The organism is Nocardioides potassii, from assembly GCF_021648885.1.
Taxonomy (GTDB): domain Bacteria; phylum Actinomycetota; class Actinomycetes; order Propionibacteriales; family Nocardioidaceae; genus Nocardioides; species Nocardioides potassii.
In genome coordinates, this window is sequence record NZ_JAKJHZ010000007.1 from 281,393 (window position 1) to 296,643 (window position 15,251).

Sequence of the window (15,251 nt, forward strand, 5' to 3'; positions counted from 1 at the left end):
TACTCCCCTCGTGGATGATTTTAGTTGAACCGGCAAGGGGATCCCAAGTCCGCGGCGTGCACGTATCGTCCACAGCATGGGAACGGACGTGGAGACACAGGAGTACGACGTCGTCGTCATCGGCGGTGGGCCTGCGGGCGAGAACGCGGCGCAGTACGCGGTGGAGGGCACGGGCATGACGTCCGTCGTCGTCGAGCGCGAGCTGCTCGGCGGCGAGTGCAGCTACTGGGCGTGCATGCCGAGCAAGGCGCTCCTGCGACCGATCACGGTGGCGGACCTGACCGGCGACCTCGGGGGCGTCTCGACCGCCCACGTGACGCCGAAGTCGCTGCTCGAGCGGCGCGACTACTGGGTCTCGAGCTACGACGACTCAGGCCAGGAGACCTGGGCGGACGGCGCCGGCATCGGCGTGGTCCGCGGCTCCGGGCGGCTCGTCGGCGAGCGCCGGGTGCGGGTGACCTCGTCGGCCGGTGACGTCGAGCTGGTGGCCCGCCGCGCGGTCGTCCTCGCAACGGGCAGCGACCCGGTCGTGCCCGCGATGTACGCCGACGCCCTCCCGTGGGGCTCGCGCGACGCCACCGCCGTGACCGAGGTCCCCGACCGGCTCGTCGTGGTCGGCGGCGGCGTCGTCGCCTGCGAGGCCGCGATCTGGATGCAGGCGCTCGGCTCCGACGTGACGCTCGTGGTGCGCGACCCGCGCCTGCTCGCGCGCACCGAGCCCTTCGCCGGCGAGGCCGTGCTCGCGGGCCTGCGCGAGCGCGGGATCACGGTGCACCTCGGCACCGAGGTGAGGGATGTACGCCGCGAGGCGCCGGAGGCGACCGGTGACGGCCGGATCCACGGAGGCACGGTCACCCTCGCCACGTCGGCGGGCGAGCTGGTCGCCGACGAGCTGCTCCTCTCGATCGGTCGCACGCCCCGGCTCGACGACGTCGGGCTCGACACGGTCGGCCTCAGCGCCGACGACGTGAAGGCCGGACGCCTCCCGGAGTGGCTCTACGCCGTCGGCGACGCGAGCGGCATGGCGCCGCTGACCCACTGGGGCAAGTATCGCGCCCGGGTCCTGGGCGCCCGGATCGCAGCCGCGTCCGAGGGCGAGGTGGCCTGGGAGCCGGACCGCGAGGCACCCGTCCCGCAGGTCGTCTTCAGCGACCCGGAGGTCGCGAGCGTCGGGATGACCGAGGCCGAGGCCCGCGAGGCCGGGCACGAGGTGGTGACCACCCGGGTCCCGACCTCGTCCGCCGCCGGCACCTCGCTCCTGCGCGACACGGTGGTCGGGGAGTCGCAGCTCGTGGTCGACGCGAAGACCCACCTGCTCCTGGGAGCCACGTTCGTCGGTGTCGAGGCCGGTGAGCTGGTCCACGCCGCAACGGTCGCCATCGTCGGCGACGTCCCCGTCCACGTGCTCCGCCACGCCGTGGCGTCGTACCCCACCGCGGCCGAGCTCTGGCTCCGCCTCCTCGAAGAGCTGCCCGCGGAGTTCCGCCGCCCGCCCCAGTAGCCGCTGGTTGAGGTGCGAGGAGCGCCAGCGACGAGCCTCGAAACCTGCGAGTGGTTTCGAGGCTCGCTCCGGTCGCACCTCAACCACCGACCACCGGAGGATCAGCCGCGCTCGCGCAGGTAGCGGCCGAAGTGGGGGACGGTGAAGGCGATGCGGCCGCGCTCGCCGGAGTAGACGAGCCCCTTCTTGAGGAGCGAGTCGCGCGCCGGCGAGAGGGACTGGGGCTTCTTGCCGAGCCGGGCGGCGACGTCGGCGCTCGGCACGGAGTCCTCGTCGCCCCCCAGACCGGACTGCGCCAGGGCGACGTCGGCCATCGCCATCAGGTAGTCGCGCTCCCCCGGTGTCGCGCGCTCGTAGCGCGAGCCGAAGAACCCGACGGCGAGCTCGGACTCGGCCTCGGGTGCCGCGACGGCGACGTCGGCGGCGGTGATCGGCGAGCGCGGGGCGAGGTCCCACACGGCCTTGCCGTAGGCCTGGATGAAGTAGGGGTAGCCGCCGGTGGCGTCGTACATCGCGGCGAGGGCGTCGGACTCGAAGGCGGCGTCCTCGTCGGCGGCAGGCGCCTCGAGTGCACGGTCGGCGGCCTCGCGGGCGAGCCGGTCGATGCGCTGGTAGCGGAAGAGCCGCTCGCTGTAGGACTTGCTCGCGCTGAGCACTGCCGGCAGGTGCGGCAGGCCGGCGCCCACCACGATCACGGGCAGCCCGGACTGGCTGAGCTCGTGGCAGGCGGCGCACAGGGCCGACACGTCGTCCGCGCCGAGGTCCTGCATCTCGTCGATGAAGATGCCGACTCCCTTGCCGACGTCGGCGGCGAGCCCGCCGAGGTCGGCGAAGAGCTCGACGAGGTCGATCTCGATGTCGCCGGAGTCGGCGCGACCCCGCACGGCCGGTACGTCGATGCCCGGGCTCCACTGGTCCTTGAGCTTCGCGGCCGTGCCGGCGTCGCGGTGCGCGAAGGACTTGATCACCCCGAGCACGTGGTCGACCGACTCCTCGTCACCGTGGCCGAGCTCGCGCACCGCCTGGTGCAGCGCGCTGCTGAGCGGCCGCCGCAGGCCCTGGCCGGGACGCGCCTCGAGCTTGCCGGTCCCCCACCCCCGGCGTACGGCGGCGCCGCGCAGCGCGTTGAGCAGCACGGTCTTGCCGACGCCGCGCAGGCCGGTGAGCACGAGGCTGCGCTCGGGCCGGCCCTTGGCGACGCGCTCGAGGACGACGTCGAACGCGGCGAGCTGCTCGTCACGGCCGGCGAGCTCGGGGGGGCGCTGGCCCGCGCCGGGGGCGTACGGGTTCCGGATCGGGTCCACGATCCGACGGTATCGGTGAATCTAAGGGCCACCGTAGACATCCGGATATTCGGCGAGTCACGACCGAGGTGCCACCATCGAGACGTGACCGACACGTCCGCGCACGTCCCCCAGACCATCTCCTACCCCGCGGAGTCGCGGCCCTCCTCGCGCTGGTCCCAGGACCACCTCGACCCGCACGTGGTCGTCCTCTTCGGGGCGTGCGGAGACCTGGCCCGCCGCAAGCTGCTGCCCGGCATGGCCCACCTCGTCCTGTCCGACCTCGCCCCCGACATCCGGATCATCGGGACCTCGCTGGAGGAGCACGACTCGGCGACCTTCCGGACGTACACGCGCGAGGCCGTCGAGCAGTTCGGCCTGCACCCGATGACCGAGGAGCAGTGGGACCTCTTCGACGACCGCCTGGAGTACGTCCCCCAGTCCGCCGGCCCCGAGGCGCTCGCCGCCGCGGTGGCCACCGCCGAGCAGGCCCTCGGCGAGGGCGTACGTCGTCTGCACTACCTGTCGGTGCCGCCCAAGGCGGCCCTGCCGGTCATCGAGATGCTCCGCGACGCCGACCTCGTAGCCCGCTCGCGCGTAGTGATGGAGAAGCCGTTCGGCACCGACCTCGCCTCGGCGATCCAGCTCAACGCCCGCGTCCACGAGACCTTCGACGAGTCGCAGGTGTTCCGGATCGACCACTTCCTCGGCAAGGAGGCGGCGCAGAACATCCTCGCGTTCCGATTCGCCAACGGGCTGTTCGAGCCGATCTGGAACCGCAACTTCATCGACCACGTGCAGATCGACATCCCCGAGACGCTCGGCCTGGACCAGCGCGCCAACTTCTACGAGTCGACCGGCGCCTACAAGGACATGGTCGTCACGCACCTGTTCCAGGTGCTGGCCTTCGTCGCGATGGAGCCGCCCACCGCGCTCGAGCCGCGGGCCATCTCGGAGGAGAAGAACAAGGTCTTCCGCTCGCTGATGCCGATCGAGCCGAGGGACGTCGTGCGCGGGCAGTTCACCGGCTACACCGACCTCCCAGGCGTCTCGCCCGACTCCGACACCGAGACCTTCATCGCCATGGAGTGCCGCCTCGACAACTGGCGGTGGGCGGGGGTGCCGTTCTACCTGCGGACCGGCAAGCAGATGGCCGAGGGCAAGCGAATCATCTCGATCGCCTTCCGCGAGGCACCCCGCTCGATGTTCCCCGCCAACTCCGGCGTCGGGTCCGCGGGGCCGGACCACCTCACCTTCGACCTCGCCGACGAGTCCAAGGTGTCGCTGTCGTTCTACGGCAAGCGCCCCGGTCCGGGGATGCGGCTGCAGAAGCTGTCGATGCAGTTCTCCACCGGCGAGACCGAGGCCGCCGGTGACGTGCTCGAGGCCTACGAGCGGCTGATCCTCGACGCGATGCGCGGCGACCACACGCTCTTCACGACGGCGGAGGGCATCGAGTCGCTCTGGGACCGCTCGCGCCAGCTGCTCGAGGACCCGCCGCCCGTGAAGCCGTACGCGCCGGGGACCTGGGGACCCAACGCCATCCACCAGCTCGTGGCGCCGCACGCGTGGCGGCTGCCGTTCGAGCGGGAGTGGCGAGCGAAGAAGTAGGCCTGGTTCAGCCGGCCTGCGGCGGCCGCTCGACCCGCGCGACCCGCTCGCGCGCGGTGTCGTACGCCTGGTCGAGGCCCTGGCGCAGCAGCGCGATGAGGTCGGGCACCTCGTCGGCGGCGAGCCGGAAGGTGCCGGCGCACACGTTGTCGCGCCACAGCGACAGCACGACCAGCTGCGACTCGTGGTGCCAGGTGACGCGCAGCGAACGGTCCTCGCCGCGCGGGTCGAGGAAGACCGACCCGGTGCGAGGAGTGCGCGGCTGTGCCATGGGTCATTCTGACCCCGACCGAGGTGATCTGCCTAGACTCGCAGCGTGCCAGAGCTGCCCGAGGTCGAAGCCCTCGTCCAGGACCTGCGCGGTCGCCTGGTCGGCCGCGCGATCAGCCGCGTCGACCTGACGGCGTTCAGCGCGCTGAAGACGTTCGACCCGCCGCTGCACGCGCTGCACGGCACCCTCGTCGACGACGTGACGCGCCACGGCAAGTTCCTCGACATCGACGCGAGCGGCGTCCACGTGGTCATCCACCTCGCGCGGGCGGGCTGGATCCGCTGGCGCGACGAGGTGCCGGCCCTGCCCGCGCGGCCCAACAGCAAGAACCCGCTCGCCGCGCGGGTGGTCATCGACGATCCCGACCTCGACGTCCAGCCGGGCCTCGACATCACCGAGGCGGGCACGCGCAAGGGCCTGGCGATCTACGTCGTCCGCGACCCGCAGCAGGTCGAGGGGGTCGCCCGGCTCGGGCCCGACCCGCTCAGCGACGACTTCACGGTCGAGGTGCTCGGCGAGATCCTGCAGCGCGAGGGGCGCAAGCAGGTCAAGGGCGTGATGCGGATGCAGTCGATCATTGCCGGCATCGGCAACGCCTACTCCGACGAGATCCTCCACGCCGCGAAGATGTCCCCCTACAAGCCGGCCAGCAGCATCGAGGGCGACGAGCTCCAGGGGCTGTACGACGCCGTGCGCGGGACGCTGGGCGACGCCGTACGCCGCTCGAGCGGGCTCGCCGCGAGCGAGCTCAAGGGCGAGAAGAAGACCAACCTGGCGGTGCACGGCCGGACCGGCGAGGCGTGCCCGGTGTGCGGGGACGTCGTGCGCGAGGTGTCGTTCGCGGACTCCAGCCTGCAGTACTGCGCAACCTGCCAGACCGGCGGGAAGCCGCTGGCGGACAGGCGCACGTCGAAGTTCCTGAAGTAGCCGACGGGCCCGAGGGTCCGGGCAGAGCGACGGGCGCCGGTCCGACCCACCCCCGTGAAGTCCGACCGGCGCCCGGCTACGTCAAGCGTACCTTGACTCTGCGCGAATCGTCTCACGCCGTGTGCGTCTTGTCTCCACCTTTTCTGGCGAATCGCTCCCACGCGGCCTGCCGCGAGACGCCCAGGGTGCGGCCGATCTCGGCCCAGGAGATGCTGCGCTCGCGCAACAGGTCGACCCACTCGTGGGCGAACGCGGTGTTCTGCTCTGCCGACGCCATGATCTGCGGGAGCGTGGCGAGCAGCTCCGCGTCGGACATCGTGTCCCAGGGGAACGTCCCCTTCCTGGCGGCCATCTCCTCGGGGTCGTGCAGGATCGCGTGGAAGTCGTCGACGCAGGACACGCAGATCTGCGCACCCAGACCGCCCACGAGCTGGAGGTCCTTGCTTCCCGGTTCACCGCAGAACGAGCAGATCTTGCCCTCGCGCGTGATCATCTGACCCTCTCCGTCTCCCCTCGACCGATGCTACTCGCCCGTACCTGACCGAGAAGAGGTCGTTCGGGTGGTCCGGCACCCCCCGTCCGGGCTAGCCGGAGCCCGGCAGCTCCGGCATGTCGATGTCGTCGAGGGGGTTGCCGCAGGTCTCGGTGAGGTACTTCTCGAAGGCGTCCGCCTGCTTCTTCGCCTCGGCCGAGGCGTCCTTGCCTCCCGCCTCGAGCTCCTCGAGCTTCTCGATCGAGAAGTCGGAGGCGTCGATCTCGCCGGCCTGCTCGACGACCGCCTCGAAGCCCTTGCGCGCGTCGTCGGAGATCCCCTCGGGCGTGCCGACCTCCTCGAGCTTCGCGCCCCAGTCCTTCACCGCCTTCGCCATCTGCTCGTCGCTGGGCAGCACCGGTTCGGACACGTCGTCCGGCATCAGGTCCTCGAGGAGGCTGGACTGCGTCCGGCAGAAGTCCTTCTCGCTCGCGTCGGTGGGAGCCCCGCCCCCGGCCCCTCCGCCGCAGGCGGACGCGGCGGCCCCGACGAGGAGGGCAGCAGTGCTGACGGCGAGACGGGTGCGGGTGGCCATGTGTCCCCTTGTTCTTCCCTCGGTGGCGTTCGGACGGCGCCCACCCTTGCGCGTCTCACCCCCGGTCGTCCACCCGGAAGGGTGACGGCACCGGGAGGCGCAGGCACCCCTCGAGCGCCTCGAGGTACTCCGCTCGCGGACGTCGTACGACGCCCAGGGTGGCGAGGTGCGGCGTCTGCCACTGCACGTCGAGGACCCGGCGGTCGGCATGCTCGTCACGGAGCAGGTCGACCAGCGCGAGCAGCGCGACCTTGGACGCGTCGCGCTCGACGTGGAACATCGACTCGCCCGCGAAGAGGCCGCCGACGCTGACGCCGTACAGCCCTCCGGCGAGGCGGTCGTCGCGCCACGCCTCGACCGAGTGCGCCCAGCCGAGGCGGTGGAGCCGGCCGTAGGCATGCCGGAAGTCGTCGTTGATCCAGCCGTCGGGCCGGTCCGGGCTGCCGCAGGCCGCGACCACCTCGTCGAACGCGGTGTCGATGCGGATCTCGAAGTCCCGCGCGGAGCGCCGCAGCGATCGCGACACCCTCATCCCGTCGAGAGGCAGCACGCCGCGCTCGACCGGGGAGAACCACCCGAGGTGCTCCTCGGCGTCGAGCGTGACCGGCATCGGGAAGAGGCCCAGGCCGTACGCCGTCACGAGCGTGCCGGGCTCGAGGTCCGCGCCCACCGCGACGAGGTCGTCGTCGGGGTCCCACGACGAGCGGGGCGGGAACCCCCACGGCGTCGGAGCGGGGGCGATCGGCACGACTCCGAACGTAGTCCACGACCCGAGGCCGCCCCGCGCGTCGCGCGAGCACCGCGGCGGCCGGGTCGCGCGACTGGCGGCCGACCGTACGATCGGGGCATGGGCCTCAAGTCGACCGTCGGACGCCAGCTCGCGCCGCGCATCCAGGACCTCGCTCCCGGACTCACCTCGGGCTTCGTCCGCGAGGCGCTCAACCGTGCGATCGACGGCGTCGGTCCGCTCGCTCCCGCGGCCGCCGCTGCTGACAAGCAGCTGACGGAGCAGCGTGGCAGCGTCGAGCGCGCGATCCACGAGGTCATCGAGAACAACGTCCGGATGGCCGGCGCGCAGGGCTTCCTGACCAACGTCGGCGGCCTGGTGACGATGGCGGTGACGATCCCCGCCAACGTGACCGGCCTGGCGCTGCTCCAGTGCCGGATGGTCGCCGGCATCGCGCACCTGCGCGGTCACGACCTCGACGACCCGCGCGTGCGCAACGCGATCCTCGCGCTGCTCCTCGGCGAGGACCAGGTCCACGACCTGGTGAAGCGCAAGAAGATCCCGAGCACGCCGATGGCCCTCGCCACCGCGCCTGCCCACGACCCGACGATCGACGGCGTCATCTCGGCCGTCGTGGCCAGCGACATCATCGCCCGGGTCGCAGGCAAGCGGCTCGCGACCACCGTCGGGCGCCGGGTGCCGGTCGTCGGCGGCGTGGTCGGCGCCGGGGCCGACGGCTACGCGACCTGGAAGATCGGGCGGTACGCCGACCGCGAGCTGCTGCCGCGCAAGCGCTGAGCCCTCAGGCCAGCAGCCCCAGCGTCTCAGCGTGGAGGACGACCTCGGCATGGATCGGGTCGTCGACCCACAGGTAGTCGGCCGCCTCGAGCACCGGCAGCGTGAGTACCTCGACGACGTCCTCGCCGTCCGGCGGATTGAGCGGCTCACCCGTGATCTCGACGCGAGCGACGGCATAGGCCCAGTACGAGCGTGGGTGCGGGAAGTGCGGCCGGTACGGCTGCTCCCGTTCGCTGTCCACCTCGTGGGCCGAGAAGTGGTGGAGGTCGCCGAGCAGGGTCGCGCCCGCCTCCTCCAGCAGCTCGCGGCGGGCAAGGTCGGTCAGCGCCTCGCCCTCCTCGCGCGTGCCGCCAGGCAGGAACCGCCAGCCCTCCGCACTTCGACAGACCACGACCTCACGGTCGTGTGTGAGGGCGACGAGATGCAGCCGGGTGACCAGCTCGTGCTTCGCGACGCCGGTGACGTACCTGGTCCTCGCCCGGGCGTAGTCGACGTAGGTCTCGCCGGCGAGCGCGGGGAAGCGGGCGTCCGGGTCGTCCACTCCGTCATTGTGCACGTGGCTGGGCGGTCCCTCCCGTGGCAGCACTCACGGCATGCCGAAGCTTCCCCAACCAGTTCTCGAAGTTGCGTGGAGACACCGAGGGGAGACCGGCAAGATCCACTACCGCTTGCGACGTCCCGACGGAGGCACCAGGCACCTGAACACCCGAGACGGTGACCCTCTGCCCGAGGTTCTCGAACAACACCTCGCTGCCATTGGCTACACAGGTCCCAAGAGCTCCGACGAAGACTCCGGCGAGCATTGACACGTTTGAGCGCCTGCTCTCACGTCCGCCTGGTGAAGAGCACCTGTCCGTGCTTGTCGAGACCGTGCTGGAACGCCGGGTCGTGGACGAGCCGGTGGTGCTTCGGGCACAGCAACCGGCCCGCCGCCACACTCGTGCGTCCACCGCGCGCCCACGCGTCGTCGTGGTGGGCGTGGCAGAACGCCGGCGGCGCATCACAACCGGCCGCGGTGCAGCCGCCATCGCGCACACCCATCGCGACCCGCTGCGCCTCGGAGTGGAACCGCCGCCTCCGGCCGACGTCCAGCACCACCGACGGCCCACCCAGCACCACCGGGACGATCCCCGCCCGGCACGCGATCCGACGCGCCTCACCCGCACTGATCCGACCACCCGTGTCCAGGGAGGCGGCCTTCAGCCCACCGGTCAGGGTGTCGACGTCCATCGTCACCACCACCGTCGCCGGCACCCCACCCGCCGACGGCACCGACGCCTCGGGGCGGGACTCGATGTAGTCCACGAACGCCAGACCCATCCGGTGCCTCGTCACACCCCGTTCGACAGGAGCCGCGCCCACGGCATCGCCACCCGGATCGCGGCGGAACCGGCTCGGGAACGCGATCGCCAACAGGTGCTTGCGCAGCACCTCCCCGTGCAGGGTCGGGATCGAGAACCGGCCATGGGACTGCCCGTGCCCGTCGTCGACCATCGTGAACGACGCCCTCGCCCTCGCGTCCGCTTCCTCCGCCTCGAGGCGGCGGGCCTCCTCCGCATCGGCCGCGACCGGGTCGACCACCTCCAGGACCCGACGACCCAGCACCCGCAACGCCTTCGCGTCGTGCTCGACCGCCTTGTCGAGCAGGAACCGTGTCGCATCCGCAGCCACCACCTCCGACACGTCGACCGGCAACGCGTCCACCGCATCCACGACCACCCGCGCCTGATCGAGCCGCAGGTCACCGGACGCGAGCGCGGCAGCCACGCCGTCGTACCGCTCCAGCGCAGACGCAAGGGATGACAACCGCTGCACCTCGGCCTGCGTCACCCGCGTCTCCCGAGCCCACCAGGCGTGCGTCGACAGACCCACCTCCGAGCCCGTACCGACCGCCGTCGCCTGCCCCAGCACCCGCACCAGCAACGCATCCAGCTGCGACCGCGCCCGCGTCAGCAGCACCAACGCATCACCAGCCTCCGCCGCCGACATCGACCACACCGGCAGCCCCGCCACCACACCCAACGACACGCACAGATCACGCGCAAGAGCGGTGACCCGGTGCTCCTCGGACAGTGGGATCGCTGACATGCCTCCACCCTCGAGACCACCACCGACACTTCCGGAGACCGACGAACAACCCTGTGGAGAAGCCCGGAATGTGCGCCGCTGTGGACGTTGAACGGCCCGACCGTGGGGTGTGAGCCACTCAGTGACGGAGGATGGAACCCATGCCGGGCTACCAGGACCTCGTCGGCGAGGCCCGCACGACGAATGACGAGAAACGGCTGCGCGCGCTGAGCACCCACCGGGTCACCGCGGTGAGGACGGCCGTTGCAGGAAATCCAGCGACCCCCGTGGACGTGCTCGAGGTGCTCGCCGAGGACAAGCACCACCTGCCCCGCTACGAGGTGACCAGCAACCCCCGGCCCGAGGCCGTTGCCGTGTCGATGGCGGCACGGCGATCGGACGTGCGCGTCATCCTCGCTCAACGGCACGACCTGCCGGCCGAGGTCTACGAGGCACTCTTCTCCGACCCTGACCGGCAGGTCCGTGAGAGTCTTGCCACCTCGACGGACAGGGCGGACCTCGTCGCGCGCTTCGCCCAGGACGAGGAGGTGTCGCTACGGGCCCTTGCGGCCATCCACCCGCTGTGCAGCGATGCAGACTTCGAGCGGCTGTCGCGCGATCCGTCGAACCGGGTGCGAGCGACCGTGGCCGGCGAGCGCCGGCGGCTCAGCGAGGACATGGTGCAACGCCTCGCGCGCGACCGCTCGGCCAACGTGCGTTGGCACGTCCTCACCCACCACCGCGATCGGAGGGACCTCGCCGAGCTCCTCGCCCAGGACGCCGACGAGATGAATGCGGCGCAGGCGCGGCACCACCTGGCTGAGCTGGACCGGCGAGACGGGAAGGCGCCCACCTGAGCCCATGCACGGCTAGAGGACGCTGAAGCCCTCCGGCAGCGGGCCGCGGCCGAGAGAGCCGCGGAGCAACGGGCCCGCGAGCCCGCCGGACGCGGCGAGGGCGGCGACCAGTTCGAGGGCGACGGACGCCGGCTCGGCAGGAGGGTCCGCGGGCAGGTCGAGCGCCCAGCAGAGGTCGACGGTGTGGGCGACGAGCTCGAAGGTGCGGGTCGGCAGGTAGTCCGACAGCCGCATCCCGCCGGCGATGGTCTCGATGACCTCGTCGCCGGAGCAGGCAGCCACGAGCGGGAGGACGCGCGACGCGATGCCGGCGACCGACGCCGCGGGGTCGTCACCGAGCGCCGTACCGGCGTCGCGGCCGCGGTCGGCGACACCCGGGCCGTTGGCCAGCTCGCGCGTCACCTCGAAGTAGGCGACGGAGGAGGGGACGTCGACGGACGCCGCGGGACGCGCGAGGTAGGCCTCGACGGTGAGCAACGACCTACTCGTGTGCCCGACCAGGCTGCGCAGGTCCCACTCGCCCAGGCCGGGGGATGACCACGAGCGGTCGACGCGCGCGGCCGTCGCGACGAACCAGTCCGCGGCCTCGGCGAAGGCGCGGCAGGAGTCCTCCCACGGGTGGGCCATCGCGCTACGCCCGTCCTCGTGCCCGCCGGTAGACGTCGAGGGCGCCGCGGCCGGCTGCGCTGTCCTCGAGCGAGGTCACGATCCTGCGCTTGACGCGGTACGACGGCGTGAGCCGGGCCCGGTCGCGCTCCTCGCGGGCCTCGCGCAGCTCCTCGTGGAGCCGCTCCTCGACCGCACGCAGCCTGGCCCCCTCGACCAGCAGCGCCGAGATGGTGTCGAGGGCCGGCGGCAGCAGCTCGTCGGCCGGGACGGTGTCGGGGTCGGCGAACGTGCCGAGGTCGGGGCCGAGGAGGTCGTCGAGCGAGCCGCTGACGTCGTACCCCCGCTCCGACATCGCGCCGACCCAGTCGCGGCACAGGGCCTGCGCCCAGGCGTGGTCGTCGGGCGGCAGGCCGAGGCGGGCCGAGGCGACACCGCGCGAGAGCGTCTGGTGCGCGAGCAGCTCGCGGACGAGCGGGCGGTAGTCGGGCGGCGCGATGATCGAGGTGACCCGCTGGTTGATCGTGCGGAGCAGCGAGGTCTCGGGCACGCCCAGCGAAGGGTTCTCCCGCTCGGCGGCGAGGTCGAGGTCGAGCCCGTCGAGGCCGAACGTGCGGGAGAACCGGCGCCACAGCTCGCCACGGTCCGATCCCGACGGCGGCACGGTCACGAGGTGCACCTGCGAGGGAGGCAGCGACGCGCCCCAGCGGTCGAGGATGTCGGGGATCTCCTGCACCGCCCAGAACCACGAGCCGATCCTCGAGTCGCGCGCCGGGTCGCGGATCGTCTCGAGGAACGCCGCGTAGGTGATGTGGCTGCGGTGCTTGACGTTCTCCTGCCACTCCGCTGGGATCTGGCGCACGAGGTCGCGCACCGACAGCACCAGGTGGACCTCGGCGTCGCCCAGCGACTCGAGCGCGCGGGCCACCTGCGTCGGCGTCGCCCGCGCGAAGATCTCGTGGCTGACGATCGCCGTGCCGTGCCAGTCGCGCACCTGCTCGGCGAGCCGGTCCCAGGCCCCGACGGCCTCGGTCTCCAGGCCGCCCCACGGCAGCGTCATCAGGTCGAGGGCGGCGAGGAAGTGCGCGTCGAAGCGGTCGGCCGGGTAGAGGATGTCGTGCTCGCGCAGGACCTTCTGGTTCCGGAAGAGGACGTCCTGGAGGTACGACGTGCCGGTCTTGGGACAGCCCACGTGGAGCAGCACCCGCTTGCTCACCGCTCCACCTCCTCGTCGCCCTGGTGACCGCCCCGGCGCTCGCGCCAGCCCGGGTCGACGATCATCCGGATCGCCAGGTCCAGCACCTGCCGGTCGTCCGGTCCGGTTGCGCCGGAGGGTGCCCCGGCGCGCGGCTCGAGGCCCGCGAGGTCGCCGACGACAGCGTAGCCAGCACGCTGGACGGCGCGGACGGTGCGGGCGGCGGACCGCTCGACCCACTGGTGCTCGCGAGCCGGTACGCCGACGGGTGCGACGCCGCTGTCCGGGATCCGCCGCTGCAACGTCCGCATCAGCCCCGGACGGTCCTTGCGGTCGACGCGGAGGCCCACCACGGCTGCGACGCGGCGGGCCAGCTCGGCCTGGTCGGCGCCGGGCACCCGTACGGCGGGCAGGGACCGGACCCCTGCCTGACGGGGGAGGAGGTCGAGGTCGGTGACGACCCGGACGAAGGGGCGACGTCCGCCCCAGCGCTGCACGGAGGCCACCAGGTCGGCGCGCGCCGGCAGCTGGTCGCGCTCGCGCCAGAAGCGCAGCCACTCGGCCCACGGCGTCGCGCCGGTCTCGAAGCAGCGCTGCGTCCAGGTGTGGGCGAGCAGCTCGTCGAGCGGCCGGCCGATCGCGACGACGAACGGCCGTGGACCGCCCTCCGGACGACCCTTCCCCAGCAGGTGCTCCCGCGTGGCGGCCGCGACGAGCGGGTCGCCGACCAGCCGGACGCGGCGCCGCCACGGACGCGGCCAGCTCGTCGCCACCGGGTCCGGGCCGAGGGCGACGAGGTCGTCGGCGAGCACGACGCTGGCGACCCGGAGCAGCTCGTGTGCGCTGACCGTCGCGGGGTCGACGGGGGCCGGCCCGAAGCCGCGGTGCGCGGCGCCGACCAGCGCCAGGTCGGCCTTTCCGCGCCCCGCCGCGGGTGCGGCCAGGACGCGGTCGGCGAGCCGAGTGCGCTCGCGGTGGCGGTCACCACGGGACCCCGCGCTCGACCCCGCGGCGAGGTTGATCCGCCGAAGCAGCTCGAGCTGCTGGGCGCCGGGGAGCGGCCCGGGCAGGGGCGCACCGGCGCCGGACCACGCCAGCCAGGGCGTCGTACCGCCGTCACGCAGGTGCGCGACCCAGCCATGGGCGCGTCCTGCTCCGTCGGCCTCGGGCAGCGCGGTCAACGGTCGCGCAGCCGGCGTACGGTCTGGCGGACCTTGTCACCCACGGTGTCGCCCGCCGCGCGGCTGGCGGCCTCCTGGGTCATCACCGTGAGCGCGTCAAGGGCAGCCCCGAGCTCCAGCTTGGCACGCACACGATCGGGGTTGTGCCACGCCTCCCCGTCGGCCGGGCGACGCGGGCGCAGGTCCTCCGCGTCGCCGATCACGTCGACGCCGCTGCCCTTGATGTGGTCGATCCAGAGCTGGGCGCGCTCCTCGGCGAAGTCGAAGCGGTCGGGAGGGAGGCGCACCGGGATCGCCGCGCGGGAGACCAGCACCTCCTGGGCGAGCACCTCGCGGATCAGGTTGTCGTAGGCCGGCTCGCGCCACACGCCCAGCTCGAGGCGGCGGTTGAGCTTGCGCAGCAGCGAGGTCTCGGCGATGCCGAGCGACCGGTTGTCGCGCTCGGAGTCCAGCGGCGCCCAGGCGGGGTCGATGCTGAAGGCACGGCAGAAGCGCAGCCACAGCTCGTCGCCGTTGGGGCCACGGTCGTGCGGGACGGTGACCACGTGCACCCGCTCGGGCGGCAGCTTGGCGCCCCACTGCGACAGCACGCGCGGGAGGTCCATCGCGTTGAAGAACCAGGTCTGGCCACGCTCGACCTTGGTGAGGAAGCGCTTGAACGGCCACTTGCGGCCCTGCTTGATCGACTCCTGCCACGCGGCGGGCAGCTGTCGGCCGAGGTCGCGCGCGGAGTAGACGACGTGCACCTCGTTGCCGGCGAGGTCGTTCATGGCCTTGGCGATCTTGTCGGGCTTGGCACCCGCGAGGATCTCGTGGCTGATGACGACGTTGCCGTCGGCGCGGTTGACCCGCTTCACCATCGCGTCCCACGCACCGTGGGCGTGGCCGGGAGCGCCGCCCCAGTCCTGGTCGAGCAGGTCGAGCGCCGCACGGAAGTGGAACAGGTCGGAGCGACCACCACGCCCGACCGGCACGGTCACGCCGTGGCGGCTCAGCGACGACGCGTTGAGCAGCAGCCGGTCCTGGAGGTACGTCGTCCCGGTCTTGGGCGCACCGATGTGCAGGTGGACGACGCGACTCATGCCGCTGATTGTGCCCGAGCCGGGACAGTCCAGTGACGGTTGGCTGCCCGGACGCGCTGACGACAGCCATCCGTCACT

16 protein-coding genes are annotated in these 15,251 nt (G+C 72.3%); 5 read left to right on the plus strand and 11 right to left on the minus strand.

Annotated elements, in window-relative coordinates; translation table 11 throughout:
- Positions 1-76: 76 nt before the first annotated feature.
- On the plus strand, positions 77-1,501 hold the full coding sequence (locus L2K70_RS12125; protein WP_236402235.1) for a dihydrolipoyl dehydrogenase family protein: 1,425 nt from the start codon (positions 77-79) through the stop codon (positions 1,499-1,501).
- Between the two features lie 101 nt (positions 1,502-1,602).
- Here the strand turns inward: L2K70_RS12125 and L2K70_RS12130 are convergent, their stop codons facing one another.
- The gene (locus L2K70_RS12130) at positions 1,603-2,805 is read right to left on the minus strand and encodes an ATP-binding protein (RefSeq protein WP_236402237.1); all 1,203 of its coding nucleotides are present in this window, start codon (positions 2,803-2,805) and stop codon (positions 1,603-1,605) included.
- Positions 2,806-2,889: 84 nt separating this feature from the next.
- Between L2K70_RS12130 and zwf the strand changes: the two genes are divergently transcribed.
- Positions 2,890-4,395 carry a glucose-6-phosphate dehydrogenase gene (gene zwf / locus L2K70_RS12135; protein WP_236402239.1) on the plus strand — a complete coding sequence of 502 codons (1,506 nt, stop codon included), beginning with the start codon at positions 2,890-2,892 and terminating at the stop codon, positions 4,393-4,395.
- A gap of 7 nt (positions 4,396-4,402) precedes the next feature.
- Here zwf and L2K70_RS12140 read toward each other — a convergent pair whose 3' ends face one another.
- Complete coding sequence (locus L2K70_RS12140) at positions 4,403-4,666, minus strand: hypothetical protein (protein ID WP_236402240.1); 264 nt, start codon at positions 4,664-4,666, stop codon at positions 4,403-4,405.
- A 45-nt stretch (positions 4,667-4,711) separates the two neighbouring features.
- Between L2K70_RS12140 and L2K70_RS12145 the strand changes: the two genes are divergently transcribed.
- Positions 4,712-5,593 carry an Fpg/Nei family DNA glycosylase gene (locus tag L2K70_RS12145; RefSeq protein WP_236402241.1) on the plus strand — a complete coding sequence of 294 codons (882 nt, stop codon included), beginning with the start codon at positions 4,712-4,714 and terminating at the stop codon, positions 5,591-5,593.
- Positions 5,594-5,705: 112 nt separating this feature from the next.
- Here the strand turns inward: L2K70_RS12145 and L2K70_RS12150 are convergent, their stop codons facing one another.
- The 3 genes from L2K70_RS12150 to aat form a co-directional block, all read right to left on the minus strand.
- The gene (locus tag L2K70_RS12150) at positions 5,706-6,086 is read right to left on the minus strand and encodes a ClpX C4-type zinc finger protein (RefSeq protein WP_236402242.1); all 381 of its coding nucleotides are present in this window, start codon (positions 6,084-6,086) and stop codon (positions 5,706-5,708) included.
- Between the two features lie 91 nt (positions 6,087-6,177).
- Positions 6,178-6,660, minus strand: a complete 483-nt coding sequence (locus tag L2K70_RS12155) for a hypothetical protein (protein WP_236402243.1) — start codon at positions 6,658-6,660, stop codon at positions 6,178-6,180.
- A gap of 55 nt (positions 6,661-6,715) precedes the next feature.
- Positions 6,716-7,408 (minus strand): leucyl/phenylalanyl-tRNA--protein transferase, encoded by a 693-nt coding sequence (gene aat, locus L2K70_RS12160; protein WP_308195799.1) that lies wholly within the window; start codon positions 7,406-7,408, stop codon positions 6,716-6,718.
- Between the two features lie 99 nt (positions 7,409-7,507).
- On the opposite strand from aat, the gene L2K70_RS12165 reads away from it, so the two are divergent.
- Positions 7,508-8,185, plus strand: coding sequence for an EcsC family protein (locus tag L2K70_RS12165; RefSeq protein ID WP_236402244.1), 678 nt, complete (start codon positions 7,508-7,510; stop codon positions 8,183-8,185).
- Positions 8,186-8,189: 4 nt separating this feature from the next.
- Here the strand turns inward: L2K70_RS12165 and L2K70_RS12170 are convergent, their stop codons facing one another.
- A complete protein-coding gene (locus tag L2K70_RS12170) occupies positions 8,190-8,726 on the minus strand; it encodes an NUDIX hydrolase (RefSeq protein ID WP_236402245.1) in 537 nt (178 codons plus the stop codon).
- Between the two features lie 284 nt (positions 8,727-9,010).
- Complete coding sequence (locus L2K70_RS12175; RefSeq protein ID WP_236402246.1) at positions 9,011-10,273, minus strand: HNH endonuclease signature motif containing protein; 1,263 nt, start codon at positions 10,271-10,273, stop codon at positions 9,011-9,013.
- 140 nt (positions 10,274-10,413) lie between these two features.
- On the opposite strand from L2K70_RS12175, the gene L2K70_RS12180 reads away from it, so the two are divergent.
- The gene (locus tag L2K70_RS12180; protein ID WP_236402247.1) at positions 10,414-11,109 is read left to right on the plus strand and encodes a hypothetical protein; all 696 of its coding nucleotides are present in this window, start codon (positions 10,414-10,416) and stop codon (positions 11,107-11,109) included.
- 12 nt (positions 11,110-11,121) lie between these two features.
- Here L2K70_RS12180 and L2K70_RS12185 read toward each other — a convergent pair whose 3' ends face one another.
- Genes L2K70_RS12185 through L2K70_RS12200 form a run of 4 tightly spaced genes read right to left on the minus strand, consistent with a single transcriptional unit; the run spans position 11,122 to position 15,173 of the window.
- Positions 11,122-11,736: a maleylpyruvate isomerase N-terminal domain-containing protein gene (locus tag L2K70_RS12185; protein ID WP_236402249.1), complete on the minus strand. Its 615-nt coding sequence runs from the start codon at positions 11,734-11,736 to the stop codon at positions 11,122-11,124.
- A 4-nt stretch (positions 11,737-11,740) separates the two neighbouring features.
- Positions 11,741-12,931 (minus strand): hypothetical protein, encoded by a 1,191-nt coding sequence (locus L2K70_RS12190; protein WP_236402251.1) that lies wholly within the window; start codon positions 12,929-12,931, stop codon positions 11,741-11,743.
- Entirely contained in the window at positions 12,928-14,091 is a 1,164-nt protein-coding gene (locus tag L2K70_RS12195) for a hypothetical protein (protein WP_236402253.1), read from the minus strand. The genes L2K70_RS12190 and L2K70_RS12195 overlap by 4 nt, the downstream gene beginning before the upstream one ends.
- Entirely contained in the window at positions 14,088-15,173 is a 1,086-nt protein-coding gene (locus tag L2K70_RS12200; RefSeq protein WP_236402254.1) for a hypothetical protein, read from the minus strand. Before L2K70_RS12200 ends, L2K70_RS12195 begins: the two co-directional genes overlap by 4 nt.
- Between the last annotated feature and the right edge of the window lie 78 nt (positions 15,174-15,251).

Coding starts and splice junctions, on each gene's coding strand:
- L2K70_RS12155 (WP_236402243.1), bottom strand. CDS start 6,660: ATGGCCACCCGCACCCGTCTCGCCGTCAGCACTGCTGCCCTCCTCGTC.
- L2K70_RS12200 (WP_236402254.1), bottom strand. CDS start 15,173: ATGAGTCGCGTCGTCCACCTGCACATCGGTGCGCCCAAGACCGGGACG.
- L2K70_RS12175 (WP_236402246.1), bottom strand. CDS start 10,273: ATGTCAGCGATCCCACTGTCCGAGGAGCACCGGGTCACCGCTCTTGCG.
- L2K70_RS12180 (WP_236402247.1), top strand. CDS start 10,414: ATGCCGGGCTACCAGGACCTCGTCGGCGAGGCCCGCACGACGAATGAC.
- L2K70_RS12185 (WP_236402249.1), bottom strand. CDS start 11,736: ATGGCCCACCCGTGGGAGGACTCCTGCCGCGCCTTCGCCGAGGCCGCG.
- L2K70_RS12165 (WP_236402244.1), top strand. CDS start 7,508: ATGGGCCTCAAGTCGACCGTCGGACGCCAGCTCGCGCCGCGCATCCAG.
- L2K70_RS12125 (WP_236402235.1), top strand. CDS start 77: ATGGGAACGGACGTGGAGACACAGGAGTACGACGTCGTCGTCATCGGC.
- L2K70_RS12150 (WP_236402242.1), bottom strand. CDS start 6,086: ATGATCACGCGCGAGGGCAAGATCTGCTCGTTCTGCGGTGAACCGGGA.
- L2K70_RS12140 (WP_236402240.1), bottom strand. CDS start 4,666: ATGGCACAGCCGCGCACTCCTCGCACCGGGTCGGTCTTCCTCGACCCG.